Below are 25,655 nucleotides of genomic sequence, written 5' to 3' on the forward strand. Positions count from 1 at the left end.
TCGTACGAAGTCCTTTGAAAAGGACTGAAGAGATTCCGTTTGGTTTTTAGTCCCCTTCGGTGGACTTCGCACTGTCAGCCCCGAAATGGAATTCCGGGGCGGGTGAACAACGCAGCGGAAAAAACTCTAAAACACACCCTAATATTCCTGATAGGCTAAGGGAATTGAGCATTCTCGATTTCCCATATGATGAAGCTGACCACACGCGGACACTACAGCGTGAAGGCATTACTCGATTTGTGTTTTCAGCCTGACTATGGACCTGCTTCCGTAAAATCGATCGCCGATCGACAAGATCTGCCTGCACCGTATTTAGAAAAGCTCTTAATCGAAATGCGTCGATCGGGGCTTGTTCTCTCGATTCGCGGTGCACAAGGCGGCTATCAACTTGCCCGACATCCAGCAGAAATTTCGCTTGGGCAAATTCTGGCAGCGGTTGGTGAAAGTGTAGAACCTCTGTCGCGTCATACGCCCGATGATGCTCAAGCGGAAGATTGGGTCGCTTTTAGTGTGTGGAATCGCTTGTACAAGAAGCTACAAGATGCGCTGTACAGCATTTCGCTAGAGGACTTATACTACGATGCACGCAGTTGGCAGGCAGCGCAGGGAGAAGAGGCGAGCTTTGTGGTTTGATGCAGGCGGAATTTTAATCGGGGCAGCGGTACTCGATTTTTGCATCGGTGATCCGTGGGGATGGATTCATCCGGTACAGGTGATGGGATGGACGATCGAACAGTTCAAAACGATCGCGTTTCGCTTGACCAAGAATTCTGTCGCGCTTCGGATTTTGGGGGCTGGTTTAACGATCGCGTTAATTTTCGGCAGTGCTGCGATCGCGTTCGGAATGATCGAACTGGCGAAGTTGATTCATCCGGGATTGGGAATGGCGATCGCGATGGTGCTTTTAGCCAGTTGTTTTGCCGGACGCAGTTTGAGAAAAGCGGCGGAAGAAGTATTAGGCGTGTTGAATGATTTAGATGAAGCGCGATCGCGATTGCGTTTGTATGTGGGACGCGATACGGAAAATTTATCGCGATCGGAAATTCTCAGAGCCATTCTCGAAACGGTGACTGAAAATGCTGTCGATGGTGTGATGGCTCCATTGTTTTATGCGTTGGTTGGATCATTTACGCCTGTGGGAAGTGTGGGATTGGCGATCGCATTTAAAGCCGCGAGTACGCTCGATTCGATGATCGGCTATCGAGAAGCGCCTTACACAGATTTCGGATGGTTTAGCGCTAAGACTGATGATATTCTCACTTGGCTACCCTGTCGTTTAACGGTGTTTACGTTAGGCTTGATTTCGGGTCAGCCGTTCCGTGTGTGGAACGTGTGCCAGCGAGATGCTCCACAAGATTCGAGTCCCAATTCGGGATGGAGTGAATGTGTTTATGCTGCCAGTCTCGGTGTGCAGGTGGGCGGAGTGAACTATTATCGGGGCGTGGAGAAGCGAAAACCATTGTTAGGTGATCCGCTGCAACCGATTACGATCGACACCATTCACCAAGCGATGAACTTAACGCGATCGTGCTTTCTGGTTTGGTTATTTTTTGGATTGTTCCTGCACTATGTCATTTGAACGACTACACGCGATTTTAGGCGCGATCGAGCCGCATTATCAATCCTCAGAACGCCAGCAGCTCCAGCGGATTCTGGAGATTTGGCATGAGATCGTCAATGACGCGATCGCGGATCATGCTCAACCGACTGCGATTCAGCGCAACATTTTAGAAGTCGCTACAGAAAGCCCGGTTTGGACTCAGACGCTGGTGTTTGAACGTCCGAGGCTGTTGAAAAAAATTCGGGAACGATTAGCGATCGATCTAAGCGATGTCCGATTTTCGACGGTGCAATGGCGACCTCAAACAGCGGAAACTCCGGTAGAATCTGACCCCTGGCAAAGTCATCCAAGCCGCATTCCAGAGCAATCTTCGGAAGTTCAGACTCAGTTGGCATTGTTTAGTAATGCGAAAAGTTCGTTCGATCGCTGGTCGTCGATCGTGCAAAGTCGCGCTCAACATTTACCGCTTTGTCCTGAGTGTGGCAGTCCGACCCCGCCTGGAGAACTCGATCGCTGGTCGGTCTGTGCGATTTGTGCAGCGAAATGTTAGGCGATTAGAATCCGCGATACACTAACAGCCAAATGTTCCGGGCTTAGCGAATGTTTGAAAAGTATAAAAAGTCTCTTCGCTTCGATTGCCTCCCGCCCTGAAATGAATTTCGGGCTAATCGTGGAAAGTCTACTGAAGTAGACTGGGAGCCAGTCTCAAGTTCTTAGTCCTTTGAAAAGAACTTGCGCCGATTAGCCCGAAATTCATTTCAGGGCGGGACGGTGCGACGAACGACAACGTTTCAAACATCCTCTTAGCGAATGTTTGAAACGCGTCGTTCATTCCATGCCGGGGCGAGTCATGCGTCAAACGATCACGTATCAAACACTCTCTTAAAGCTGTGTTTCAAAACATTCTATTAAAGGTTTTCACGATCGCATTAGGTGGATGGATTTTATCCAATCTTCTCGCCCAATTTGGCGCAGAAATTTTCTGGTTTCAGGAAGTCGGATATCTCCCTGTTTTCCTAGTGCGAACTGCAACCCAAGGATTGATCTGGCTCATCGTAACCGGAGTGACGATCGCTTATTTTCTCCTCAATCTCCGAACCGTCGAACAGCTAAAAGACGACGCTGAAGCACCAAACACGATCGCCGCTCTCAAACTCAGAGCATTACTTCCGCTCACTGTTGTTCTGAGCGCTTTGATCGGATTGATGCTGATTCACTACGGTCAACTCGCTTGGCAATATTGGCAGAGCGATCTTGCAACCAATGTGTCACTGTTCAATCTCAGTGCAATTTGGCAAATCGCTCTGCAAGTGAGTGTAAATCTTTGGTACGTTGGAATCGCGATCGTACTCATTCTCGCGATTTTGATCTATCCGCAATTTTTTCTGACTGCGATCGCAATTGTATTCAGCATTCTCTTAGGTTTTTTAATCTCACAGCGTTGGATCGCGGTATTGCAAGCTCTTAATCCGACTGCATTTAATGCAACAGAACCTTTGTTCGATCGAGAAATTAGCTTTTATATTTTCACGTTTCCAGTTGCAGAACTACTATCACTGTGGTTGGTAGCATTGTCCCTGTATGGTTTAGTTTCCGTTGCTCTAAGCTATCTACTTGCAGAAAAAAGCTTGAGTGAAGGACGATTTCCAGGATTTTCACCGGAACAACAGCGACATCTTTTCGGAGTCGGTAGCTTATTTATGTTTGCGGTGGCATTCGGCTATTGGCTGAGCCGTTATGAATTGTTGTACTCGTCGCGTGGGGTCACTTATGGAGCAGGATACACCGATGTTCATGTCCAATTGCCCGCTTATATTGCATTAGGAATCACCGCGTTTGCGATCGCACTCTATCTTCTATGGCGTTGGATTTTTTGGCGATCGTACTCCAAACGTCGTCGCTGGGTCAGCATTGGATTAGTGATTTATAGCAGTGTGGCAATTCTCAGCCTTGTCGTGCCCGAAATTGTCCAGTATCTGATCGTTCAACCGAATGAACTTGTGCGTGAACAGCCTTACATCGAAAGAACGATCGCCCTGACTCGACAAGCGTTTGGACTCGATGCGATCGATGTTCAAACCTTTAATCCGCAAGGACGACTCAGAGAAGCAGACATCGAAGCAAACGAACTGACGATCCGAAATATCCGCCTGTGGGATCAAAGACCGCTGCTCGATACTAACCGCCAACTGCAACAAATCCGGCTGTATTATCGATTTCCTGATGCCGATCTCGATCGCTATACCCTCCAAACCGAAGCGCCTACTCAAAGACCCAACGCCCCGACCGAACGCCGCCAAGTTCTAATTGCTGCAAGAGAATTAGATTCCAGTGCCATTCCAGAACAAGCGCAAACCTGGGTGAATCGCCACTTAGTTTATACCCATGGTTACGGTTTTACGATTAGCCCAGTTAATACCGTAGGAGCGGGCGGACTTCCAGAATATTTCGTCAAAGACATCGGTGATGCGAACGGTGGCGCGTTAGTCACTTCTAGTGAAGCAATTCGCAACAGTATTCCGATCGGGCGACCTCGAATCTACTACGGCGAAATCACAGACACCCATGTGATGACCGGAACGCGACAGCGAGAATTAGACTACCCAAGCGGCAGCGACAATACGTATAACAGCTATGACGGGATCGGCGGAATTGGGATCGGTTCCTGGTGGCGACGGGCTTTATTTTCGACCTACCTGAAAGATTGGCGATTGCTGGTTACGCGAGAATTTTTACCTGAAACGAAAGTCTTGATCCGACGAAATATCAATCAGCGAATTCGAGCGATCGCACCCTTTCTGAAATACGACAGCAATCCTTATCTCGTTGCAGCGGATAGTACTCCGAATCAAACAAGTTCAACTGAAAACTATCTCTATTGGATTGTTGATGCTTATGCAACGAGCGATCGCTATCCCTACTCAGAACCGACTCAAGACCGCATCAACTACATCCGCAATTCCGTCAAAGTGGCGATCGATGCTTACAATGGCTCGGTGAATTTCTATATCGCTGACCCCAACGATCCGATCATCAAAACTTGGTCAAAAATCTTTCCAACCTTGTTCAAGCCGCTCAGTGCCATGCCCTCAAGCCTCAGGCAGCATACTCGCTTTCCGGTAGACTTCTTTAAAATCCAGTCCGATCGACTCATGACTTATCACATGACCGATCCCCAAGTCTTTTACAACCGCGAAGACCAATGGAAAATCGCTAGTGAAGTCTACGGCAACGAATCGCGGCTCGTCGAACCTTACTATCTGATTACAAGCTTACCGACTGTTCCATTTGAAGAATTCATTCTCTTACTGCCTTACACACCGCAAGCCCGCACAAATTTAATCGCTTGGTTAGCAGCGAGATCGGATGGCGAAAATTACGGGCGATTGCTGCTGTACACGTTCCCAAAAGAACGATTAGTGTACGGACCCGAACAGATCGAAGCTCGAATCAATCAAGATCCGGTGATTTCACAACAAATCTCGCTGTGGAATCGTCAGGGTTCAAGAGCCATTCAGGGGAATCTCTTAGTCGTGCCGATCGAGCAATCACTCCTGTATGTCGAACCGATCTATCTCGAAGCCGAGCAAAATAGTTTACCGACGCTCGTTCGTGTCGTCGTCGCTTACGAAAATCGCATTGTCATGACTCCAAGCTTAGAAGAATCGCTTCGAGCCATTTTTCGTCCGGATGTGACTCCTACCCCGGCGATTATTCGTCCTGTAGAACCTCCTACGAGTGCTCAGTAGACCGCCCGTAAATCTACGACTTTATCTGGATGAAGTTTACGTGATCTTTACCGATCGCCAAAATGACGTTGGTAAAATTACGTGGATGTGGTTTAAATCGTTCGCATCATCTGAAAATTTCACGATCAGGGAATTCGGCGCAGACTACCAAATTGAGTGAGTAGAAATTTGTTTTGCGTCTCTGTTGTATGACTTTTACTTCTAAAAAAATCGCGCTTGGTTCAGATGTCGAATCGTCTCGCGCCAAACGGCTGTGTCGAATTGTTGGGTCGGCTTGTTTAATTGCCTTTCTCGTTGATTTTCTAGTCGTCGTTTTCCCGGTGAATCTGGGTGAAGCGAGTTGGCGACTGGGAACGCTGCAACAAATTGGCGATCGCAGTATCGTTGTTTTATTCGGTCTGGCGCTGCTAATTTACGGAGTCGAACGGCGGAAAGTTTTGCGATCAATCGCTTTGATGTGTTTCGCGATCGGGATTGCCTTCTTACTGTTCTGTCCAGTTGTGGCACAAGACAGCCTGAGTTTACAGCGACAAGCCTTCGATCGCATTGGGTCACAAGCTTCACAAATTAGTTCCCGCCTGCAAGCGATTCAGGAAAATCCGAATGCGGCTGCAAAAGTGACTCCAGAACAACTAGAGCAAGCCTCGCAACAGTTAAATACTCGAACGACAACAGCAAAACAAGCCGCCAATAACAGCATTTTCAAAAGTGGCTTCTTGAGCGTGGGCAACTTTGCGGTGATCGGCGTGACGCTTCTGATGCTAGGACGCTACGGGCTGTACTTGTTTAGACACTAATGCGTAGAGACTTTTTGGAACTGCGATCGAGTTTGCGATCGATTCACAACTGGATTCTGCTACTGGGCGCGACCTTTGGAATCGGAGTCTATCTTCCCACCTTGTTCACTCGTGGCGCGGGAGTTCAGATCGGGGGCATTCCTCAGCCAATTTTGAGCCTTTTGGCGATCGGGTTAGCGGTTCGACAGTTGAAACATCAGCGCAACAGAAACGAACCGGAGATCGAAGATCAATGGCTTGGAAGTGGTTTAGTGCTGGGAGGTTTGGCGCTTTTCTACTCGTATTATCCTGCGATCGCACCTCAGTTTTTTAGCTGCGTTGTCATTCTGGTCGGTGGGGTGTTAAGCGATCAAGGATGGAAATTTCTGCGGCGATACTGGGTTGCGATCGCGTTACTTTCTGCGAGTCTGCATCCGAACTGGGAGCGAATCGCTCGTCATCTTTGGGCGGTTTTTGTGCCGTCGGATGCTCTAGCCGAATGGATGGCTTGGGGCGGCAGTTGGGTGTTAAAAGCGATCGGACAACCGATCACACGACAAGAGGAATTCTTGATTTTGCCTGCGGGAAGTGTTGAAGTGGCTTCGGGCTGTGATGGGTTTTCGATGTCGCTTGTAGTGGCAATTTCGGCGGTGATGATTGGGTTAGCGTTTCGAGTCCGGGGATGGGCGATCGCTCAATTAATTGCGATCGGGATCGGAATGGCGGTGATTTTGAACGTGTTCCGCATTGCAGTGATGGTGTTAGCAGCGGTGTATTGGGGAAAAGAATCGTTTGAATTTTGGCATGGCACGATCGGCGGACAAATCTTTTCGGGGATCTTGTTCACGCTTTATCACTATGCGATTCAGCCGATTTTAGACCCCAAGAAGTCTTAATCAAGAATTTTCCTGATCTCTTGCTTGTCTTGCTGCCAGTCGGGCTTGCCAGGCTCGAATCGCCATCGCAGTCCTGACCAGTGGCGAAATAAATTCATCACTGCCCGAAACCGATTCAACTTGAGACAACGGATGATGGCTTAGACAGGGACGTAAGGTATCGAGATGGGCTTCGAGTTCCAAGGCTCGGAACACATCATCAGCGGATTGAAAGCGATCGCGCATTGCCGCTTTTAGCATCTTGTCGAGAATTCGCCCAAAATAATCGCTCACGTGAACGAGATGCTGCCACAAAATCTCACCCGTATAAGGATCGTAGTCTTGTTCAGATGGAACTCGCCCTGATAACAGATATAGGCAAGTGACTCCAAGCGCGTAAATATCGCTGGCATACACCGGACGCATGGCAATCTGTTCGGGAGACGCAAACCCGATCGTGCCGACAAAATGCGTCGCAAGCGATCGAGAATGCGGGTCAGAGAATGCAACGCGCTCTTTCACGGCTCCAAAATCAATCAGAACCCAGCGTCCGTCTTCTCGACAGCGCACAATGTTCGAGGGTTTGATATCGCGATGAATCACTCGCTGGCTGTGAACGTATTGCAACAGCGGCAAAAATTCCTTGAGAAATTCCTTCACGGCGGCTTCTGTCCAGACACCGATCTTACTCACGTCTTGCGCGAGTGTCCGACCGCGAATAAATTCTTGAGCAAGATAGAATTCTCCATCGATCTCAAAATAGTCGAGCAGTTGAGGAATTTGAGAATGGCTACCGAGTTTTGCCAAGGCTTTAGCTTCTTGCTCGAATCGTTGACGAGCTTTTTTCAGGGCTGACGGACTTTGGACTTTGGGACAAAGCTGTTTAATCACACAGCGGGGCGTTCCGGGAAGGCGAACATCACGGGCAAGATAGGTAATTCCAAAGCCACCCCGACCGAGTTGGCGACTGATGCTGTATCGATCGTGCAACAATTCACCGGATTGCGTCAGATCGGCTTGCAGTGGGGAAGGGGTTGTAGAAAAACTCATGTTGCACCATGCAAATCAGCGATCGGAGTGTTTAATACCAAAGTGATTCTTGAGCGTCACAAATCTTGGAAGCCCCCTAAATCCCCCACGAGTGGGGGATTTTGAGTGTGAAATCTCTCTAGAAGTCAAAACTGTTTTAGGTTTCAAAGTCCCCCAGAATGGGGGATTTAGGGGGCGAGAGATCTGTAGCATTAACAGAGTGATTTGGTCTAACCATTCGATATTTCTCCAGTTTAGGAGCGTTCTTCGGCATGAAGGCAAATCTTTAAACTTCGTGCTCCGCTCGATTTCTCTCCCTTGACAGAGACGGAAATTCACAGAGTTTTTCACACTAAGGCGCACCTATTATCCAATCAGGTTTATGACCGTTGCAAATTCCGCTCCCGTCAAGACTCCACTGAGTCCGGATGAACTGCGTCAGATGAATGCCTACTGGTGTGCTGCGAACTATCTGTCGGTTGGACAAATCTATTTACGAAACAATCCTTTACTCAAAGAACCTTTAAAGATTGAACATGTGAAACCCCGATTACTCGGACATTGGGGCACAACACCGGGATTGAATTTTATCTACGTGCATTTCAATCGCTTGATCCGCCGTTATGACTTGAATGCGATTTACATTGCTGGACCGGGACACGGTGGACCCGGAATGGTGGCAAATACTTATCTAGAAGGAACTTACAGCGAGTTTTATCCACACATTACCCAAGACGAAGAAGGACTCGATAAGCTATTTACTCAGTTTTCCTATCCGGGTGGAATTCCGAGCCATGCAGCCCCAGAAACACCGGGATCAATTCATGAAGGCGGAGAGTTGGGATATTCGATCGCTCATGCCTACGGCGCGGCGTTTGATAATCCGGACTTGTTCGTGTGTTGTGTGATCGGAGATGGAGAGGCGGAAACGGGACCGTTAGCGGGAAGCTGGCACTCGAATAAGTTTATTAATCCAGAACGAGATGGGGCAGTGTTGCCGATTCTGCATTTGAACGGCTACAAGATTGCGAATCCGACTGTTTTGGCGCGACTAAGCGATCGAGAATTAGAGCATCTTTTCATGGGTTACGGCTACAAGCCTTATTTTGTTAAAGGTGATGATCCCGCAACGATGCACCAATTGATGGCGGCAACGCTCGATGAAATTGTGCAGGAAATCCAAGGGATTCAACGAGAAGCGAGAACACACGGATTTAAGCAGCGTCCACAGTTTCCAATGATAGTTTTGAGAACGCCGAAAGGGTGGACGGGTCCGAAAATCGTCGATGGGGTTCAGATCGAGAATACTTATCGAGCGCACCAAGTTCCGCTGTCTGAGATGGCAAGCAAACCGGAGCATCTGAGAATGCTCGAAGAATGGATGCGGAGCTATAAGCCAGAGGAACTCTTTGATGAGAAGGGCAAGCTGGTGCCTGAACTCGCAGAACTTGCACCAAAAGGCGATCGCAGAATGGGAGCAAATCCTCACGCCAACGGTGGCGTATTACTCAAAGCGCTGAAATTGCCCAAATTCGAGGATTTTGCAGTTCCGGTTGATTCTCCTGGACAAGTGGAAACCGAATCGACGCGAGTTTTGGGAAAATTCTTACGCGATGTAATGCGTCTAAATGCGGAGCATCGGAATTTCCGGGTGATGTCGCCGGATGAGAATAATTCCAATCGATTGAATGCCGTGTTAGAAGCAACCGATCGCGTTTTCACAGGCGAAATTCTGCCGAACGATGACCACATCGCGCTCGATGGTCGCGTGATGGAAGTCTTGAGCGAACATCTGTGTCAAGGTTGGCTAGAAGGCTATTTGCTCACAGGACGGCATGGATTTTTCTCGTGCTATGAAGCGTTTATTCACATTGTCGATTCGATGTTTAACCAACATGCGAAATGGCTAGAAGCGTGTCGGCACATTCCCTGGAGAAGATCGATCGCGTCGTTGAACTATCTGTTAACTTCACACGTTTGGCGACAAGATCACAATGGATTCACGCACCAAGACCCCGGATTCATTGATGTAGTGCTGAATAAAAAGCCAACGGTGACACGAATTTATCTGCCACCAGATGCAAATACATTGTTATCGGTTGCAGATCATTGTTTGCGGAGTCGTCACTATGTGAATGTGATCATTGCTGGAAAACAGCCGCAATTGCAGTGGTTGGATATGGAAAACGCGATCGCACATTGCACGGCAGGTGTCGGAATTTGGGAATGGGCGAGTAACGATCGGGGCATTGAACCCGATGTCGTGATGGCTTGTGCGGGAGATGTTCCGACTCTGGAAACGTTAGCAGCAGTTGATTTTCTGCGCTATCACTTTCCAGAATTAAAGATTCGAGTAGTGAACGTTGTGGATTTGATGACATTGCAGCCGCCGAAAGAGCATCCACATGGATTATCCGATCGCGATTTTGATTCGATCTTCACGACGGATAAGCCGATCATTTTTGCGTTTCATGGCTATCCGTATTTGGTTCACCGTCTCACGTATCGCCGCACGAATCACGGTAATCTGCATGTTCGCGGCTACAAAGAAGAAGGAACGACGACGACCCCGTTTGATATGGTGGTGCTGAATGATTTGGATCGGTTCCATTTGGTGATGGATGTGATCGATCGTGTGCCTAACTTATTAACGAAAGGGGCGTATGTCAAACAAATCGCCAGAGATAAACTGACGGAACACAAACGTTATATTGTCGAACACGGGGAAGATATGCCAGAGGTTGAAGAATGGAAATGGGGATATTACAGTCGTGGTAATACTGGAAAAACGGTGATTCCGCAAACTAAAAGCGGTTCATCCACCCAAGGTGATGACGACACGACCAAATCTGGACGTTAGGAAATCTTGGTTCAAGATGGTTTAATGAATCCCCTAGGGTCTTCGATGATCGGAAAATTCGGAGACCTTTTGTGTGAAATAACACTTGTATTTCTAACCCTCTGCGTATGATCAACAAACACGATCGCGCTATTCTTGCGACACATTCACGATCGTGGAACGTCATTACAAAATCTTATACTGGTTGACATAACTTCTCAAAATGACGCAGAGTGTTAGGTCTTAGGGTGCCATGGCTTCTAAATCTCAAATTTCGCGTACTTAGCAATTCTGGAAACGATTTCTGCGTCTTCCTCGTAGGTTTTACCCCCCGACAGAGTGATATGAAGCAGCAACGCACAATCCTGATCGTCGATCGCTCTCTGGTTGACCGACAGACCTATCAGCAGTATTTATCTCAGACGGGTGAAGTCGATCACCAATTTTTGCACGCGGATTCTGGTTTTTCTGCCCTGCAAATTTGCCATGATTCCAGTCTCCATGCGGTTTTGCTCAGTTCAGATCTCGTCGATTTTCCTGCTCTAGAACTCCTAACCAAGATTGAACCGTTTTTGCCGATCGTCGTGATTGTGCCTGAGATCGCGATCGCGCATCAGTTTCTACAGTCTGGTGCGAAAGATTACATCCTAAAACACCAAATCACGCCCGAATTATTACAACACACCTTACAAAGTGCAATCCTACGACAGCAATTTAGTCATCCGGATCTGACTCAACAATTACGCCGAAACCAAATTGCGCTGAAACAAAGCGAAGAGCGATTGAGACTCGCGCTCGAAGTCGCTCACATGGGAGCCTGGGAATGGGATTTAGTCACCGGAGTACTATCTTGGTCGCCGAACTACGCAGAACTCGTTGGACTTGATCCGAACCACTGCCCGACCACACTCGAAGGATGGGAAGCAACTATTCATCCCCACGATCGCGCTCAAGCCCAAACTCGATTAGACGATGCACTAAAATCGGGTGCTGAGTTACACAACGAATATCGCATCGTTAAGCCAACCGGAGAAATTCGCTGGTTAAATTGCAAAGGACAAATCGAGCGCAATGACCAGGGCACACCGATACGAATGCTAGGAGTCACACAAGATGTGACAGAAATGAAACGTCAAGAGCTACACCGTTCTCGATTACTAAAACAAGAAAAAGCAGCACGAGTTGAAGCAGAAACCGCAAATCAAAATAAAGATGAATTTCTCGCAGTTGTAACTCATGAATTGAGAACGCCGTTAAATGCGATTTTAGGTTGGGCGAAACTGCTGCGAACTCGAAATTTAGATTCGGATTCTATCGATCGAGCTTTAGAAACGATCGAGCGAAACGCCGAATCTCAATCGCAACTGATCGAAGACTTGCTCGATGTCTCGCGGATTATTCGCGGACGATTGGCGCTGAAATTGATGTCGGTGAGTTTGTATGCGGTGCTTTCTGCTGCGATCGAGGGGGTGAAGTTATCCGCCGAATCGAAACAGCTTCAACTCGATTTCAACGCCATGGATCTCGATGCAACCATTTCTGGTGATCCAAAACGATTGCAGCAAATCTTTCTGAATCTACTAACCAATGCCATCAAATTCACACCGCAAGGTGGAAAAATCATTGTGCAATTAACCAGTACCGATACAACCGCACAAATTCGAGTGATGGATACTGGAATTGGAATTCAAGCAGATTTTCTGCCGCATGTGTTCGATCGATTCCGTCAAGATCAATCGAATGCTGCTTCTGAGCAAGGTTTAGGACTGGGACTCGCGATCGTGCGTCAATTAGTCGAACTTCACAAAGGTTCGATCTCGGTCGCAAGCGCAGGCGAAAATCAAGGAACGACTTTTACCGTATGCTTTCCATTGCGAGATTGAACTTTGTCCACCCCGATCTCAGCAAAGTGCTGTAAATTTTCTATACAAGTAAAGTGTATCGATCGCGAATGGGTCGATCGACAAAAAGCCGTATTTTTTATTTCTGTCTATGCAAACTTACGATTGGATTGTGATCGGTGCAGGTATCACAGGCGCATCGCTCAGCTACGAACTCACACAGCAAGGATTTTCTGTACTGCTACTCGATGCTGATCCTGATCCTCCTTCTGCAACTCGATTCAGCTATGGCGGAATTGCTTACTGGTCAGGAACGACAGATCTCACTCGTCAACTGTGTGCAGAAAGTAAAGCAATTTATCAAACTCTATCGGCTGAACTCGGTGCGGATACTGAGTTTCGCGAAATTGACCTACTATTATCAATTTCTCCCGAATCCAATCCTGAAGCTCTGATTCAGAACTATTCCCACTTCGCAGATCCACCGAAATTTCTCACTGTTGAAGCCGCTTGTGAACGAGAACCTTTGCTTGATCCGAATGGAATCGCTGGAGCATTGACAGTTAAACACGGACACATCGATGCTGGAAAAACAGCGCGGGCATACATCGAAGCAATGCAGCGTTCCACGGGAGTTTACAAGATTGCAACGGTAAAAACTTTAATTTCAGGCGGAGTGAGTACAAGCGACGGAGACTTCTTTGCAGCGAATACAGTGGTATGTATTGGAGCATTGACGCGGCAGTTTTTGAAAGATGCGGGATTGTTGATCGCTCAATATTTCACCCACGCTGAAATCATCGAAATTCCCCGAAGCGAGTTACGGCTCAATACCTTAGTTATGCCTGCGGAAGCGGAACGATTCAAGCTCGAAGCAGAAGCAACCCGTGACGATCGCGTTTGGGATCAACCTGGACAAGAACCCGCCCCCGCGATTCTTGATGCTGGAGCGGTTCAGTTTCTGGATAGTCGAATCCTCATCGGGCAAGTCAGCCGCACCTTGACTGATCCAAATGCTGCGATCGATGCGGTTCAAAGTGAAGCCGATTTGCGAACTAAAATCAGCCAGGTCATGCCGAAAGTTGGGGAACTTAAAGGAACCTGGCAGCACTGTTTGATCGCATTTAGTCGCGATCGCTTGCCGTTAGTCGGAGCCGTTCCCGGTGCTGAAGGGCTGTATGTCTTTTCTGGGTTTAGTAATCCATTGGCGCTCGTACCGCCTCTCGCTCGACGATTTGCGATTCAAGCGACATGCGATCGCGATCCACTTTTGCAGCAGGTGTTACCAGAGCGATTTATCTAGTTTGAGGCTCGCTCATTTGAGCGGTCTCGCCACAAGGTAATCGAGTTGTTAATCGGTTGCAGTTGTGTACCAGGGAAATAGAAGCTAAGAATGCGATCGCTTGTCCAGCCCAATCGACCTAGATTGTATGATCCAAACTGGCTCATTCCGACCCCATGCCCGAATCCGCCGCCTACAAAGACAAAGCCTCTGAGCGTTTTGTTTTTCTCTCTCACCGGATCGACGTAGAACAAGGTACTAGCAGGCGCTTCAAACACCGTTTGAATGTCGTCTTTCTCAAGCTTGATTGTGCCTGCATCGGTTGTAATTTGCGATTTCAGAATTCGTCCACCGCTCGATCGCTGTGTCACTTGAATGTTCTGAATCGTTTTGAAATTCGCTATTGGGTGACGAACCGCTTTGAGATAGTCTCGTAGCTCTCGATTCAAGTTAGCTAAAGACACCTCATACCGCCAGCGGAACATATCGGTGCCGTCTTCGTTAAAGCCCTTCTTCTGATTGATAAACGCTCGGAAATTGCGTTCATCGGCTAAGTTCCGCGCCTGAAGATCCCAGATCGGATTCACCGAGTCAACGACCGCTTTTAGATAAGGGCGATCCCAGCCGTGCCAAATGTCGTTAAAGCCAGCAGTCACACCGCCACTTGTCGAGGAATAGACCGCATCCACGAGTTCATTTTGGTAAGTCAGCACCAGTCCGCGAGTTGCCGCGATCGCTCGATCGGTCGAAGCTGCCGCTCCCTCTAATCCGCGATAAACCTGGCATTGTGTGGTTGCACAAAGTTGATAGTTATCAATCACAAACCGCCGCACATTCCGCAGTGCATAAGTTCGAGCGAGAACTGCCTGAGCTTCTAAAACGGGTTGCGGTGCCCAAGTGCCAATCTCATGCGGTACAACGCCTCTGAGATACGTTTCCACCCCAACAAAATTAACGAGCGTGAAGTTACCGTACGCATTCGGTTGAATTCGTAGTACTCCACCGTATGGGCGATTGGGCAGATCGTCTTTTTCTCGATCGACTTGAATCACGCCTGATCCCGAAGAGACATCGACCACATCGCGGGTATACCGAAACCCGTTGAGTACCCAAGTCGGACGTGGCACTTCTTGAATCACGCGGCTTTCAATTCGGGCAGTTTGAATGCCTTTTGCCTGCAAGCTTTTTAATAACAATCGCCGCACGAGTGGAGTGTTATACACATCGCGTTTTGCCCAAACTTGCCAGCGATCGGGTTGAGCAATTTCGACCTCAATGCCTTGTGCTCTCCATTCTTGCGCCTGATCTTCTGCCGACTCAAAACTTCGATGTGTACTGAAGATCACCCGCTCTTCTACCACAGGCTGAGGGAGTTTTTGCAGCGTGGTTTCAAGCTTTACTTCCGGTGCGGTGAGCGTTTGCGGCTTACCGTTGGTATCAAACCGAATCGTTAAGCGATCGCCCGAATTTGCTTTTAGCGTCATCGTATCTTTTGTGCGATCGCCAAACCGCTGCATAATTCCGATTTGAATCCCTACATCTTGCTGCGCCTGTGCAGATGTCGCGAATCCGATTATGCAAGCAATACCGAGAATGAATGGATTGAGTTTAGCCAATGTGAGAACCAAGGGAGTCGAGCCTCTTTCTATTCAAGGAAGGCGGGTGAAAACCTGTGTCTGATTGTAATGGCAATTTTACGAATCAGAGTGTGTCGATCGCGCATTTTTACGGAATCAATTTTTGCCCCAGCTTGCGCGATTCCGGAATCAATTCAATGTGCGATCGAGTCCAAAATCAATTTTCAGAAATGGTTGCAAGTCGAAGTCATTATGAGTATGATATAGAAGTCGGGTGAAGAGAAGGTTCATGAAAGTTGAAGAAATCCCTATCAGTCAGATCCGCCGCCCCTTATTTCGGCAGAACGACCAAGAGAAAGTAAAAAATCTCATGGAATCGATCTCCGAAATCGGGCTGCAAGAGCCGATCGATGTCTTGGAAGTAGACGGACAGTATTACGGATTTTCAGGCTGTCACCGCTACGAAGCCTGTAGTCGTCTCGGACACGAAACGATTTTGTGCAATGTCCGCCGCGCCCCAAGAGCAGTTCTTAAACAACATTTAGCTTAAATTTCGTTCTGGCTACGAGATAATAGCCAGTACTGGAGCGCTCACTCTTTCTCAGTATTTAGTAGGAGAACACAATGGTTAGTCAAGTTGCAATTGGCATCGAAGATACAAAACGGCAACAGATTGCAGATGGTCTGTCTCGCTTGTTGGCAGATACTTACACGCTGTATTTGAAAACGCATAACTTCCACTGGAATGTCACAGGTCCGATGTTTCAAACACTGCACACGATGTTTGAAACGCAGTACACCGAGCTTGCTTTGGCGGTGGACTTGATCGCAGAACGGATTCGGGCATTGGGATATCCCGCACCGGGAACCTATAGCGAATATGCGAAGCTCAGTTCGATCGATGAAACTCCTGGCGTTCCAAAAGCCGAAGAAATGATCAAGCTTTTGGTGCAAGGACAAGAAGCGGTGGTGAGAACGGCTCGATCGTTGTTCCCGCTGGTGGACGAAGCGAATGATGAACCGACGGCTGATCTGCTGACCCAACGGATGCAGGTACACGAAAAGACCGCATGGATGTTGCGGAGTTTGCTAGAAGCGTAATCTTTTACGCTTGAACGATCGCTCGAATGCTGGTTGCATTCGGGCTTTTTTGTTTAACAAATGGCGATCCGCCGAAACGAATTACGATCGTTCTCTACCCTCTTGTAGTTTGGTTCAATCCGATGGGAGCGAAAGATTTATTTCACCATGCTGTAAAAAATGCGCTTCTAAAAGAGCAGTGGTTAATTACAGCAGATCCACTGAAGATCAAAATTGATGGAGTTAGACTTGAGATTGATTTAGCGGCTGAAAAGGTTCTTGCGGCTGAAAAAGCAGGACGCAAAATTGCAGTTGAAATCAAGAGCTTTTTGAATGCCTCCGTGATTACTGATTTTCATGCGGCACTAGGACAATTTCTCAACTACCGATTAGCGCTTCAAATGACGGAATCAGAGCGAGTTCTGTATCTTGCGGTTCCGGTTGAAACATTTACCTCATTCTTTCAAGAGCGTTTTGTACAAGAATCTGTCACACTTTATCAAATTCGGTTGCTTGTTTATGATTCAGAAAGCGAGAGGATTATTGAATGGAAAGACTAGAACAGTATCGCCAATCAATTCGCCAAATGCTTACGACTCAAGCAGATGTAGAGCAAGAACAAGGATCTGTCGAATGTCAGTTAGTATTTGATACAGAGCGTGATCATTATCAATTGCTAGATGTGGGTTGGGACGGTCTGAAACGGGTGTATCACTGCTACATTCACATTGATATCAAGGACGGAAAAATCTGGATTCAGCGGAATATGACTGAGCGCGATATTGCCGCGGAACTGGTAGAGATGGGAATTCCGAAGGAAGACATCGTTCTTGGATTACATCCTCCTTACAAGCGTGCCCTGTCAGGTTACGGAGTTGTATGACTTAGAGCAGTGCTGTGCAGTTTAGAGATCGCACTTCCATCGCGTCCGAAACGTAGCACGACCCACCAAAGCGATTTAGGATCGGGCGAATTTTCTCGATCGCGTCCTTCACCTGTTCGGGTGCACAGAACGCGATGATATACGCCATCTCGATCGCATCATCGGTTCCAGAAACGCCGCTACTTTCCACATTGCGAAAGATGGTATAGCGATCGATATTCGCTTCCTTTAAACTGCGAATAATTTTGGGAAGCTCGATCGAGTCTGTGATCATTTCAATTCGTTTAACGCTGTGCATACCACTACCAAAGCAAAGTAATTCCGTATTCGTACAATGGAATTCCGATCAGAATGTTGAATGGAAATGTGACCGCTAGTGCAGCAGAAATATAGAAACTTGGATTCGCTTCAGGAACGGTTAAACGCATCGCTGCGGGAACTGCGATATAAGATGCACTGGCACAAAGAACTGAGAATAGAAGTGCATCACCGGAAGAAAGCGCGATCGCTTTTGCTAAAAAGATTCCAATCGTTGCATTCAATAACGGAATCAAAATACCAAACGAAACGAGGAATACTCCAGATTTCTGCAATTCTTTAATTCTCTTCGCTGCGACTAATCCCATATCAAGTAAAAAGAAAGTCAGCACCCCGTAAAACATATCCTGCGTGAACGGTTTCAGAGTTTGCCATCCATGCTCACCGGTGAGAAACCCGATCGCAACACTCCCGACTAAGAGAAACACAGAACCGTTAAAGAATGCTTCTCGTAACACTTCACCCCATTGAATCGATTCGGAATCACTAGCGCGATCGGTAAACACATTCACTAAGATCAATCCGATGATGATTGCAGGCGATTCCATTAACGCCAATGCTGCAACCATGTAACCGTCATACGGAATTTGCAACTGATCGAGAAATGATCCAGCCGTAATAAAAGTAACCGCACTGATTGATCCATAAGTGGCAGCGATCGCAGCAGAATTATAGGGATCTAAGCGCGATCGCAGAATGAAAAACGTATAGATCGGAACCAGAATCGACATCGCGATCGCTGCCAGCAAAGTGACGATCACTGCTTGATTAATTCCGCTGCGAGAAAGTTCGACTCCCCCTTTAAACCCGATCGACAACAATAAATACAGCGAAAATAGTTTTGGAATCGGTGCAGGAATGTCTAAATCCGATTTCACCCCTACCGCCAGCATTCCTAGAAAAAAGAACAAAACAGGCGGATTTAGAAAGTTAGAAACGATCAGGCTAAAGTCCATTCAATCGGAGAAATAACGGTACTCTCCATTCAATCGAGGAACGGCGATCGACGCAAGCGATGTCAAATTTTAAACACTCTTCAACTCAGCTTAACCTCAAGTTCAAAGCGAATGATTAGGATCGCGGGTGTTCTTTATTGCTTCTCACCATGTCCCAAACCCTGAATGAATGGAACGATCGTATTTCTCGATCGCACATCAACGCGCCAAATAGTCCGACCTTCAATTTCGAGCTTTGGGCGAAACAGTTACGCCCTCAACTCTTAGCATCTTTGAATAAACGCAAATAGTTCTTTTGCCTTGGTGAATAGGATTTACCAAGGCAAAAAACCGATGTTCTTTAACCTACAGTGCTGCCTAACAGTTCCTCGACGAACTGATAAAGCTCATTCTCCGGTCGCGCTTCTAACTGCATTTCTTTCAGTCCAATCAATCCTTTAGCTAACTCATTCGCTCGACTCTTATAGTGATTGTGTCCTGCGAGTAGATCAGTAAAAACTTCCTGCTCGATTTGAAGTCTGCTAGCATCTTCCGCGATCGGGGAGGCATACTCAACCGAATCCGCCTCGTATTTCAGCAAGAAAATCAAGGCTTGACTGAGTTGTTTTAGATTCTGCTGGAGGGTGCGGACATCGAGATCTAAGCGATCGAATCCGACTTGTCCTTCGATTCGCAGTTCGACCATCGGCTGAATCTCTGGATTGAGTTGACCGGATTGGATTGCTGATTGTACAAGTGCGATCGCGCTTTGTTCAATTTCTTCAGTGCTTTCTTGTCCGCGTGCTTTAAGTTTCAATCTGACCCAAGGACGCTGGTAGTAATCGGTTTTCAGTTGAGCATCAATGCCTTGATCACTCAATTCAACGAGATAAACACCTCGATCGTAGTTTGCTTCCTCGACACTGTTCGCTTCAGTTGATCCAGGATTAAAAATCCATCCTTGCTCGGTGTAGCTCTTGTGAATGTGTCCGAGTGCGAGGTAATCAACTCCAGCTTCTTTGAGCGGCAGTAAATCGATGTAGCGCATGGCTCCTTGATAACGAGCGATCTGACCTTCTAGCCCTTGGTGGAACAACATTACAGTGTGTCCGGGACTGGGGGGAAGTTGCTGCATTGCTTCTGCGAGTCGCTCGATCGCTCTTGGTGCTGAAGCGCCATACCACCGCGACCCTAACACTCTCACGCCACAATCGAGATCAATATATCCGCCTGCTTCTCCGTTCCACATCTCATACACCATTCCGCCTGCTTCGTCGCGATCGGGTTCCAGCAAGATTACTAATTCATCATTCGCTAAATACTTGAGCCAATTTGTGACAGTTCCATAGGGACGGTTATCGTGATTCCCTTCGATCGCAATCACCGGAATCTGAGCTTCTTTCAATAGCTGAAAACAGAGCTTGGCTTGGTTAAGAATGTTCGGCTGAATGATGCGATGTTCAAACAGATCGCCTGCAATGATGACAAAATCGACTTGAGCTTCAAGCGCATATTTCCGCAACGCATCTTCAAACGCGAGATAAAAATCTTTCGTGCGTTCTTTGCTGTCGTAGCGATCGAATCCTAAGTGAACATCGGCAAGATGAAGAAATCGCGGCATACCAGTCACCACCATCAGCAAGAACAAGTTTACTGCTTAATTCTCGTTTAAATTCAATCGGTTTTCGAGCAACATCGTTCTGCCACATTGGGAAAATGCTTTTGCAGACAGACATCGCAAATTCCGTGAGTAAATTCGACATCTGAATGCTGCTTGATGAACTTCTCAACCGTTGACCAATAGCCTTGATCATCTCGAATGCCTTTGCAGTAAGAGCAGATAGGAATTAATCCTTCCATCAGTTTGATTTGGTCGAGCGCTTCCGCTAAATGGGCGGAAACTCGTCGCCACTCTAATTGGATGACCACCTGACGCGCTAGGGCAATGAGTGCGGTTTTCTGAACTTCGGATAACTCACGCGGTTTACGATCGATCACACAGAGCGACCCTAAAATGTGTCCCTCAGGTGTAACGAGCGGTGCACCTGCATAAAATCGAATTCTCGGTTCATCTGTGACCAGCGGATTAGTTGCAAATCGTTGATCTAAAAGGGCATCGCTGACGATCAGTATTTCGGGACTTAAAATCGTGGTATTGCAGAACGCAACATCTCGCGGCGTTTCGTTTACTTCTAAGCCCACTTTGGATTTAAACCACTGTCGCTCTGAATCAACCAGACTGATCAGCGCGATCGGAACTTCGCAGATGTACGAGGCGAGTAAAGTAAAGTCATCGTATGTCTGCTCTGGTGGCGTATCTAAAATTTGGTATTGCTTCAGAGCTTCGAGCCGATCAGCTTCGTGCGCTAGTCTTTGTGCTTCCATCGCATAAACCTCGATTTATTAAGCAGTTTAATGTTGCCGATAGGGTTTTTATAGTGTTTAGCGATCGCTTAAATACAGCGAATCTTCTCTTTTATGACCTTAGCGGTTGAGCTAAGCCAAAGTGGTGAAATGTGACAGTGCTTAACATCGCTCAGTTAAGTTCGATCGAAATATCGTTCGCGATCGTGCCTCAGATACGGCATAATTAGGAGGTTTTCTAATTTTCAGCCCCTTTTTTTAGCGATATGCGTACCCTGTACTGTGGTCAAGTTCGATCGAGCAATATTGGTGAAACGGTCACTCTTTACGGATGGGTGGATCGACGACGTGACCACGGGTATGTGATTTTTATCGATTTACGCGATCGTGAAGGAATTGTTCAAGTTGTCAGCGATCCCGATCGCACTCCGAATTCTTACAAAGCAGCGGGCGAACTGCGAAATGAATATGTGATCAAAATCGTCGGACGAGTGACAAAACGCCCAGACGAATCACTCAATTCTAAGATTCCGACTGGAGAAATTGAAATCTACGCAGATGAAATCGAAATTCTCAACGCCGTTCGTAAACAGTTACCCTTTCAAGTGTCGGCGGCTGAAACTGAATCGGTGCGTGAAGAGTTGCGCCTGAAATATCGTTATTTGGATCTCAGACGCGATCGTATGAGTCGCAATCTTCAGATCCGTCATCAATTGATCAAATCGATGCGCCGATTCTTAGAAGATACAGAAGGCTTTGTCGAAGTGGAAACGCCGATTTTGACGCGATCGACTCCTGAAGGTGCCCGCGATTACCTCGTTCCGTCACGAGTCAATGCGGGTGAATGGTATGCGTTGCCGCAATCTCCGCAGTTATTTAAGCAATTGTTGATGGTATCGGGACTCGATCGCTATTATCAAATCGCTCGTTGTTTCCGCGATGAAGATTTACGCGCCGAACGTCAGCCCGAATTTACCCAGCTTGACATGGAAATGAGCTTCATGTCTCAAGAGGAAATTCTGGAGCTAAATGAACGATTAGTGTGTCATCTAATCAAGACAATTAAAGGAGTCGAAATTCCTCGTCCGTTCCCGCGTTTGACCTATGCCGAAGCAATGGATCGGTATGGAAGCGATAAGCCTGATACTCGATTCGGTTTAGAGCTTGTAAACGTTTCGGATGTAGTCGAAAATTCCGGGTTCAAAGTCTTTTCTGATGCCGTGAAAAAAGGCGGACTTGTCAAGATTCTGCCGATTCCCAATGGAAACGATGCGATCTCGAATGTGCGAATTAAGCCCGGTGGCGATGTGTTCAAAGAAGCATCAGAAGCGGGAGCGCGAGGACTCGCTTACATTCGGGTTCGAGAAGATGGCGAGATTGATACGATCGGAGCAATCAAAGACAATCTCACCGATGCTCAGAAACAAGACATTCTCACCCGTACTGAAGCGAAACCGGGACATCTATTATTGTTCGCGGCGGGTGATACGGCGACGGTGAATAAAACGCTCGATCGCTTACGTCAATATCTCGGCAATGAACTTGGCATGATTGACCCTGACAAGATGAATTTGCTCTGGGTTGTCGATTTTCCCATGTTCGAGTGGAATGCCGACGAGAAGCGCTTAGAAGCCTTGCACCATCCGTTTACGGCTCCGCATCCTGAAGATGTCAATGATCTCAAAACGGCTCGTGCTCAAGCATACGACTTAGCCTTTAATGGCTTTGAAGTGGGTGGTGGCAGTGTGCGGATTCATCAACCCGAACTGCAAGCAAAAGTGTTTGAAACGATCGGCATTTCCCAAGAAGAAGCACAGAACAAATTCGGCTTCTTGTTAGAGGCGTTTGAGTATGGTGCACCACCGCATGGGGGACTGGCTTACGGAATCGATCGCTGGGTGATGCTGTTATCTGGTGAAGAGTCGATTCGCGATGTGATTGCGTTTCCGAAGACGCAGCAGGCGCGGTGTTTGCTCACGAGTGCACCGTCTGGTGTAGATGAGAAACAATTGAAGGAATTGCACGTTGCTTCTACGGTGAAACATAAACCGGGCACGCCTTAGACCCTCTCCCATGTTAAGAGTCTAGATATTTCTCCACCAAGCGTTCTTCACGCATTGTTGCAATATCTGCATCAGTTGGTGCTGGTTCACCTGATCGCTTTAAGCAGCCCCGAAGCTGTTCGACTAAGGCTCGCTTGTCGGGTTGCATCGGGCGTTGGGTTAGGTCTTGTTGTAGCGATCGAGTAATTGTATTGAGTAGAGATAGTCGCTCTGAAACCGATAGCTGATAAACTTTTTGCTCGATTTCTTGCAAGGTCATGGCAATGTCTAGTGTAATTTGCTGATTTTAGCGTAGCACTGCGATCGCACTTCAGAATTTAGCGAGTTTGGTCACGGGCAATCGAGAATTTGCCACGATCGTAAATTGGTAGCGATCGCAGTTATCTCCGCAACCATGCGATGAGAAGCACGATCGCTTGGTTGCTCATGAAGCGATGATTTTGGCGGGTTGCGGAATGACGATAAACTGTTCGGGCTGAAGAATGACATTTTCATAAGTTGCTTCACCAATTAAGGCAGGGTTAGCGATTCTGAGGTCAACCGCGTAGCCTTCTTCGGGATGGGTGTAACATTCGACAATTGTACCGATCGTGCCGCTTGGAATGGGTCGATCGTTGAAGTCAGATGACACATCAACAAGGGTTTGAATTTGATCGTAGAGTTTTACTTTCATGTGAGTTAAGCAGGGTCTTGATAAACTTCCAGCCAAGTTGTGATTAATCTCGGTACATCTCTATTGTGATCGATTTGCCACACACAGACCAACTGCCCTTGTCGCTGATTAAGTCCTTGCAGATTGATCGAGACTGTGAAGCGCTGCCCATGAGAATTGAGCTTGCCAGAGGTTGCAGGTGCGGTGAGAATGGCTTGTTTTAGCTGTTCGATAATCATTTGGGCGGCGATCGTACGATCTTCTTTGGGATGTAGCGGGTAGCCAAGTGCTTCAAATGCAATCCATTTTCCCTGGTTGTTTGGGTTGTCTGGACTCATCGAGTACTCGACAAATTTGCGAGGATCAATTTCTGCATTTTCAGCATTGGGCAACGGGTCGCCAGATGTCCAGTTCACGAGTTAGAGACGCTTCTATTGGTGATTGTGCTGTTGATTGTTGCATTAAGCGATCGATTAAAGAGGATGAACTGCGATCGCGCTCTTCCATCGTTGCCTATTTCCGAAGCCATGCGATGAGAAGCACGATCGTATACAAAATCGATGTGCTTTGAGCGGCTTTAGATTCTAAAATGAAACCACCTTCACTCATAGCCCTGCGATGGAAGTTCTCAAACTCACCACGACGATCGATGAATCTGGACACTTGCACTTGGATATTCCGACAGCACTATCGTCTGGGCAAGTAGACATTGTGGTGATTCTCAATCCAAGTGCATCTGATTCCACTGAAAAAACTGCTTACGATTTTTCGGATTTGGCGGGACAGTTAGAGTGGCAAGGAGATGCGGTGTCCATGCAAAGGGCGCTGCGGGATGAGTGGTAAGCGATATTTGCTCGATACGAATGCAATCTCAGCATTACTGAAAGGCGAAGCCCAACTGGTTCAACTTTTGCAAGGTGCGGATTGGGTTGGAATTTCTATCATCAGTCAGATCGAATTTCTAGCGTTTGTTGGGCTGAGTCGGAGTGACCGCAAGCTGTTTCAGCAGTTCCTGCAACGAGTGGAAGTGGTGGGTTTGATTGCAAGCGATACTTTGTTGATTCAGAAGATTATTGAGATTCGCCAACAGTATCGATTGAAGTTACCGGATGCGATGATTGCCGCGATCGCACTTCAGAATTCAGCGAGCTTGGTCACGGGCGATCGAGAATTTGCCAAAGTAAAGGAGTTAACGATCATAAATTGGTAGCGATCGCAGTTATCTCCGTAACCATGCGATGAGAAGCACGATCACTTAAGCAATTTTTTCTGCTCTGAGTTGTCCTTCGACGCGCTCGTACTCATCTTCTAAGAGCCAGAGTTTCGCGTCTTGATAAGACGAACTGGTATGGACGACTTGATAGTTTTGAGCCGGATCGTAGATGCTACAGTTTTCCTTCTCGTCGCAGAGCAAGATCAAAACGTATGGGGGCGAGGCGGTTGGATCAACCCACAGTTCTGTAAAATCCCAATTATCGACTAGGGCGAGTGCGGGGGATGACATGATATTTGTCTCCTTTGATCTTCATTTCTCCATAATAGAGCGGAGTTTGATTGCCGTCTGCATCGAGGCGATAGCCGATCGATTCTGGGAAGTAAAGCCCGTAACGATCGTGTCCCCGAATTGTGCCTGTGAATTCGCCGTTTTGCAAGATTGTTTCGGCAACCTGTTCGAGCGTGGCGCGATCGTTGAAAAGATGAACACTGCCTTCTCGTTCCAGAAGTTTCTGCATTTGTGGAGTGTTGGGAAGGTGTTTTGCAATGTGTCTTGCATCAAGAGTGAGTTCGCGATCGATCATGTTGTGATTAAATCATTAATCGCAGTTATCTC

General features: G+C 47.4%; 28 protein-coding genes. 17 read left to right on the top strand and 11 right to left on the bottom strand.

The annotated features are described in order from the left end of the window. Positions 1–186: 186 nt before the first annotated feature. From NIES2104_RS17715 to crtC, 6 genes are all read left to right on the top strand, one after another. Positions 187–633 carry an RrF2 family transcriptional regulator gene (locus tag NIES2104_RS17715; RefSeq protein ID WP_339375145.1) on the top strand — a complete coding sequence of 149 codons (447 nt, stop codon included), beginning with the start codon at positions 187–189 and terminating at the stop codon, positions 631–633. Beyond that, positions 623–1,579, top strand: coding sequence for an adenosylcobinamide-phosphate synthase CbiB (cbiB, locus tag NIES2104_RS17720; RefSeq protein ID WP_058999600.1), 957 nt, complete (start codon positions 623–625; stop codon positions 1,577–1,579). Before NIES2104_RS17715 ends, cbiB begins: the two co-directional genes overlap by 11 nt. Beyond that, positions 1,569–2,111: a DciA family protein gene (locus tag NIES2104_RS17725; protein WP_058999601.1), complete on the top strand. Its 543-nt coding sequence runs from the start codon at positions 1,569–1,571 to the stop codon at positions 2,109–2,111. The genes cbiB and NIES2104_RS17725 overlap by 11 nt, the downstream gene beginning before the upstream one ends. A 340-nt stretch (positions 2,112–2,451) precedes the next feature. Next, entirely contained in the window at positions 2,452–5,310 is a 2,859-nt protein-coding gene (locus NIES2104_RS17730; RefSeq protein ID WP_082690026.1) for a UPF0182 family protein, read from the top strand. 188 nt (positions 5,311–5,498) lie between these two features. After that, positions 5,499–6,107 carry an HpsJ family protein gene (locus NIES2104_RS17735; protein WP_058999602.1) on the top strand — a complete coding sequence of 203 codons (609 nt, stop codon included), beginning with the start codon at positions 5,499–5,501 and terminating at the stop codon, positions 6,105–6,107. Then, positions 6,107–6,982, top strand: coding sequence for a cyanoexosortase C (crtC, locus tag NIES2104_RS17740; RefSeq protein ID WP_058999603.1), 876 nt, complete (start codon positions 6,107–6,109; stop codon positions 6,980–6,982). The genes NIES2104_RS17735 and crtC overlap by 1 nt, the downstream gene beginning before the upstream one ends. Here crtC and NIES2104_RS17745 read toward each other — a convergent pair whose 3' ends face one another. Then, on the bottom strand, positions 6,983–8,011 hold the full coding sequence (locus NIES2104_RS17745) for a serine/threonine-protein kinase (protein WP_058999604.1): 1,029 nt from the start codon (positions 8,009–8,011) through the stop codon (positions 6,983–6,985). It abuts the gene before it with no gap. A gap of 361 nt (positions 8,012–8,372) precedes the next feature. Between NIES2104_RS17745 and NIES2104_RS17750 the strand changes: the two genes are divergently transcribed. From NIES2104_RS17750 to NIES2104_RS17760, 3 genes are all read left to right on the top strand, one after another. Beyond that, entirely contained in the window at positions 8,373–10,850 is a 2,478-nt protein-coding gene (locus NIES2104_RS17750) for a phosphoketolase (RefSeq protein ID WP_058999605.1), read from the top strand. A gap of 323 nt (positions 10,851–11,173) precedes the next feature. Next, positions 11,174–12,712: a hybrid sensor histidine kinase/response regulator gene (locus NIES2104_RS17755; RefSeq protein ID WP_058999606.1), complete on the top strand. Its 1,539-nt coding sequence runs from the start codon at positions 11,174–11,176 to the stop codon at positions 12,710–12,712. 109 nt (positions 12,713–12,821) lie between these two features. Continuing rightward, positions 12,822–13,973, top strand: coding sequence for an FAD-binding oxidoreductase (locus NIES2104_RS17760; RefSeq protein ID WP_058999607.1), 1,152 nt, complete (start codon positions 12,822–12,824; stop codon positions 13,971–13,973). On the opposite strand, the gene NIES2104_RS17765 is transcribed toward NIES2104_RS17760, so the two are convergent. Further along, positions 13,970–15,568, bottom strand: a complete 1,599-nt coding sequence (locus NIES2104_RS17765; protein ID WP_225895258.1) for a SpoIID/LytB domain-containing protein — start codon at positions 15,566–15,568, stop codon at positions 13,970–13,972. The genes NIES2104_RS17760 and NIES2104_RS17765 overlap by 4 nt on opposite strands. A gap of 250 nt (positions 15,569–15,818) precedes the next feature. Between NIES2104_RS17765 and NIES2104_RS17770 the strand changes: the two genes are divergently transcribed. The 4 genes from NIES2104_RS17770 (at position 15,819) to NIES2104_RS17785 (ending at position 17,492) form a co-directional block, all read left to right on the top strand. Next, complete coding sequence (locus tag NIES2104_RS17770) at positions 15,819–16,079, top strand: ParB N-terminal domain-containing protein (RefSeq protein ID WP_058999609.1); 261 nt, start codon at positions 15,819–15,821, stop codon at positions 16,077–16,079. Positions 16,080–16,153: 74 nt separating this feature from the next. Next, positions 16,154–16,630 (top strand): Dps family protein, encoded by a 477-nt coding sequence (locus tag NIES2104_RS17775; protein WP_058999610.1) that lies wholly within the window; start codon positions 16,154–16,156, stop codon positions 16,628–16,630. Between the two features lie 26 nt (positions 16,631–16,656). Further along, complete coding sequence (locus tag NIES2104_RS17780; RefSeq protein WP_339375147.1) at positions 16,657–17,169, top strand: XisH family protein; 513 nt, start codon at positions 16,657–16,659, stop codon at positions 17,167–17,169. Further along, a complete protein-coding gene (locus NIES2104_RS17785; protein WP_058999611.1) occupies positions 17,157–17,492 on the top strand; it encodes a XisI protein in 336 nt (111 codons plus the stop codon). Before NIES2104_RS17780 ends, NIES2104_RS17785 begins: the two co-directional genes overlap by 13 nt. A gap of 1 nt (position 17,493) precedes the next feature. Here NIES2104_RS17785 and NIES2104_RS17790 read toward each other — a convergent pair whose 3' ends face one another. Together NIES2104_RS17790 and NIES2104_RS17795 are read right to left on the bottom strand one after the other, a co-directional pair. After that, positions 17,494–17,790 (bottom strand): hypothetical protein, encoded by a 297-nt coding sequence (locus NIES2104_RS17790; protein WP_058999612.1) that lies wholly within the window; start codon positions 17,788–17,790, stop codon positions 17,494–17,496. A 4-nt stretch (positions 17,791–17,794) separates the two neighbouring features. After that, on the bottom strand, positions 17,795–18,766 hold the full coding sequence (locus NIES2104_RS17795) for a sodium-dependent bicarbonate transport family permease (protein ID WP_058999613.1): 972 nt from the start codon (positions 18,764–18,766) through the stop codon (positions 17,795–17,797). A 149-nt stretch (positions 18,767–18,915) separates the two neighbouring features. Here NIES2104_RS17795 and NIES2104_RS31875 point away from each other — a divergent pair, with 149 nt between their 5' ends. Then, positions 18,916–19,056 carry a hypothetical protein gene (locus tag NIES2104_RS31875; protein WP_156426983.1) on the top strand — a complete coding sequence of 47 codons (141 nt, stop codon included), beginning with the start codon at positions 18,916–18,918 and terminating at the stop codon, positions 19,054–19,056. 50 nt (positions 19,057–19,106) lie between these two features. Here the strand turns inward: NIES2104_RS31875 and NIES2104_RS17800 are convergent, their stop codons facing one another. Together NIES2104_RS17800 and NIES2104_RS17805 are read right to left on the bottom strand one after the other, a co-directional pair. Next, complete coding sequence (locus NIES2104_RS17800) at positions 19,107–20,366, bottom strand: DNA repair exonuclease (protein ID WP_059001867.1); 1,260 nt, start codon at positions 20,364–20,366, stop codon at positions 19,107–19,109. Positions 20,367–20,419: 53 nt separating this feature from the next. Further along, positions 20,420–21,130: a GAF domain-containing protein gene (locus tag NIES2104_RS17805; protein WP_058999614.1), complete on the bottom strand. Its 711-nt coding sequence runs from the start codon at positions 21,128–21,130 to the stop codon at positions 20,420–20,422. 245 nt (positions 21,131–21,375) lie between these two features. Between NIES2104_RS17805 and aspS the strand changes: the two genes are divergently transcribed. Then, on the top strand, positions 21,376–23,172 hold the full coding sequence (gene aspS, locus NIES2104_RS17810) for an aspartate--tRNA ligase (protein ID WP_058999615.1): 1,797 nt from the start codon (positions 21,376–21,378) through the stop codon (positions 23,170–23,172). Between the two features lie 13 nt (positions 23,173–23,185). On the opposite strand, the gene NIES2104_RS17815 is transcribed toward aspS, so the two are convergent. From NIES2104_RS17815 to NIES2104_RS17825, 3 genes are all read right to left on the bottom strand, one after another. Then, positions 23,186–23,431: a hypothetical protein gene (locus NIES2104_RS17815; protein WP_058999616.1), complete on the bottom strand. Its 246-nt coding sequence runs from the start codon at positions 23,429–23,431 to the stop codon at positions 23,186–23,188. A 165-nt stretch (positions 23,432–23,596) separates the two neighbouring features. Further along, positions 23,597–23,845, bottom strand: a complete 249-nt coding sequence (locus NIES2104_RS17820; RefSeq protein WP_058999617.1) for a hypothetical protein — start codon at positions 23,843–23,845, stop codon at positions 23,597–23,599. 5 nt (positions 23,846–23,850) lie between these two features. Further along, positions 23,851–24,240, bottom strand: a complete 390-nt coding sequence (locus tag NIES2104_RS17825; RefSeq protein ID WP_058999618.1) for a DUF6883 domain-containing protein — start codon at positions 24,238–24,240, stop codon at positions 23,851–23,853. A 202-nt stretch (positions 24,241–24,442) separates the two neighbouring features. Between NIES2104_RS17825 and NIES2104_RS17830 the strand changes: the two genes are divergently transcribed. After that, positions 24,443–24,667, top strand: a complete 225-nt coding sequence (locus NIES2104_RS17830; protein WP_058999619.1) for a hypothetical protein — start codon at positions 24,443–24,445, stop codon at positions 24,665–24,667. After that, positions 24,657–25,034, top strand: a complete 378-nt coding sequence (locus NIES2104_RS17835; protein WP_058999620.1) for a type II toxin-antitoxin system VapC family toxin — start codon at positions 24,657–24,659, stop codon at positions 25,032–25,034. Before NIES2104_RS17830 ends, NIES2104_RS17835 begins: the two co-directional genes overlap by 11 nt. 45 nt (positions 25,035–25,079) lie before the next feature. On the opposite strand, the gene NIES2104_RS17840 is transcribed toward NIES2104_RS17835, so the two are convergent. Together NIES2104_RS17840 and NIES2104_RS17845 are read right to left on the bottom strand one after the other, a co-directional pair. Then, positions 25,080–25,328, bottom strand: coding sequence for a hypothetical protein (locus NIES2104_RS17840; RefSeq protein ID WP_058999621.1), 249 nt, complete (start codon positions 25,326–25,328; stop codon positions 25,080–25,082). After that, positions 25,297–25,623, bottom strand: a complete 327-nt coding sequence (locus NIES2104_RS17845) for a hypothetical protein (RefSeq protein ID WP_058999622.1) — start codon at positions 25,621–25,623, stop codon at positions 25,297–25,299. The genes NIES2104_RS17840 and NIES2104_RS17845 overlap by 32 nt, the downstream gene beginning before the upstream one ends. Positions 25,624–25,655 lie beyond the last annotated feature (32 nt).

This window comes from Leptolyngbya sp. NIES-2104, from assembly GCF_001485215.1.
GTDB lineage: Bacteria > Cyanobacteriota > Cyanobacteriia > Leptolyngbyales > Leptolyngbyaceae > Leptolyngbya.

Excerpts from the sequence above, each read along its gene's own strand:
- NIES2104_RS17715 (WP_339375145.1), top strand. The coding sequence starts at position 187 with ATGATGAAGCTGACCACACGCGGACACTACAGCGTGAAGGCATTACTC.
- NIES2104_RS17725 (WP_058999601.1), top strand. The coding sequence starts at position 1,569 with ATGTCATTTGAACGACTACACGCGATTTTAGGCGCGATCGAGCCGCAT.
- NIES2104_RS17735 (WP_058999602.1), top strand. The coding sequence starts at position 5,499 with ATGACTTTTACTTCTAAAAAAATCGCGCTTGGTTCAGATGTCGAATCG.
- crtC (WP_058999603.1), top strand. The coding sequence starts at position 6,107 with ATGCGTAGAGACTTTTTGGAACTGCGATCGAGTTTGCGATCGATTCAC.
- NIES2104_RS17745 (WP_058999604.1), bottom strand. The coding sequence starts at position 8,011 with ATGAGTTTTTCTACAACCCCTTCCCCACTGCAAGCCGATCTGACGCAA.
- NIES2104_RS17750 (WP_058999605.1), top strand. The coding sequence starts at position 8,373 with ATGACCGTTGCAAATTCCGCTCCCGTCAAGACTCCACTGAGTCCGGAT.
- NIES2104_RS17755 (WP_058999606.1), top strand. The coding sequence starts at position 11,174 with ATGAAGCAGCAACGCACAATCCTGATCGTCGATCGCTCTCTGGTTGAC.
- NIES2104_RS17760 (WP_058999607.1), top strand. The coding sequence starts at position 12,822 with ATGCAAACTTACGATTGGATTGTGATCGGTGCAGGTATCACAGGCGCA.
- NIES2104_RS17770 (WP_058999609.1), top strand. The coding sequence starts at position 15,819 with ATGAAAGTTGAAGAAATCCCTATCAGTCAGATCCGCCGCCCCTTATTT.
- NIES2104_RS17775 (WP_058999610.1), top strand. The coding sequence starts at position 16,154 with ATGGTTAGTCAAGTTGCAATTGGCATCGAAGATACAAAACGGCAACAG.
- NIES2104_RS17780 (WP_339375147.1), top strand. The coding sequence starts at position 16,657 with ATGCTGGTTGCATTCGGGCTTTTTTGTTTAACAAATGGCGATCCGCCG.
- NIES2104_RS17785 (WP_058999611.1), top strand. The coding sequence starts at position 17,157 with ATGGAAAGACTAGAACAGTATCGCCAATCAATTCGCCAAATGCTTACG.
- NIES2104_RS17790 (WP_058999612.1), bottom strand. The coding sequence starts at position 17,790 with ATGCACAGCGTTAAACGAATTGAAATGATCACAGACTCGATCGAGCTT.
- NIES2104_RS17795 (WP_058999613.1), bottom strand. The coding sequence starts at position 18,766 with ATGGACTTTAGCCTGATCGTTTCTAACTTTCTAAATCCGCCTGTTTTG.
- NIES2104_RS31875 (WP_156426983.1), top strand. The coding sequence starts at position 18,916 with ATGTCCCAAACCCTGAATGAATGGAACGATCGTATTTCTCGATCGCAC.
- NIES2104_RS17800 (WP_059001867.1), bottom strand. The coding sequence starts at position 20,366 with ATGCCGCGATTTCTTCATCTTGCCGATGTTCACTTAGGATTCGATCGC.
- NIES2104_RS17805 (WP_058999614.1), bottom strand. The coding sequence starts at position 21,130 with ATGGAAGCACAAAGACTAGCGCACGAAGCTGATCGGCTCGAAGCTCTG.
- aspS (WP_058999615.1), top strand. The coding sequence starts at position 21,376 with ATGCGTACCCTGTACTGTGGTCAAGTTCGATCGAGCAATATTGGTGAA.
- NIES2104_RS17815 (WP_058999616.1), bottom strand. The coding sequence starts at position 23,431 with ATGACCTTGCAAGAAATCGAGCAAAAAGTTTATCAGCTATCGGTTTCA.
- NIES2104_RS17820 (WP_058999617.1), bottom strand. The coding sequence starts at position 23,845 with ATGAAAGTAAAACTCTACGATCAAATTCAAACCCTTGTTGATGTGTCA.
- NIES2104_RS17830 (WP_058999619.1), top strand. The coding sequence starts at position 24,443 with ATGGAAGTTCTCAAACTCACCACGACGATCGATGAATCTGGACACTTG.
- NIES2104_RS17835 (WP_058999620.1), top strand. The coding sequence starts at position 24,657 with ATGAGTGGTAAGCGATATTTGCTCGATACGAATGCAATCTCAGCATTA.
- NIES2104_RS17840 (WP_058999621.1), bottom strand. The coding sequence starts at position 25,328 with ATGTCATCCCCCGCACTCGCCCTAGTCGATAATTGGGATTTTACAGAA.
- NIES2104_RS17845 (WP_058999622.1), bottom strand. The coding sequence starts at position 25,623 with ATGATCGATCGCGAACTCACTCTTGATGCAAGACACATTGCAAAACAC.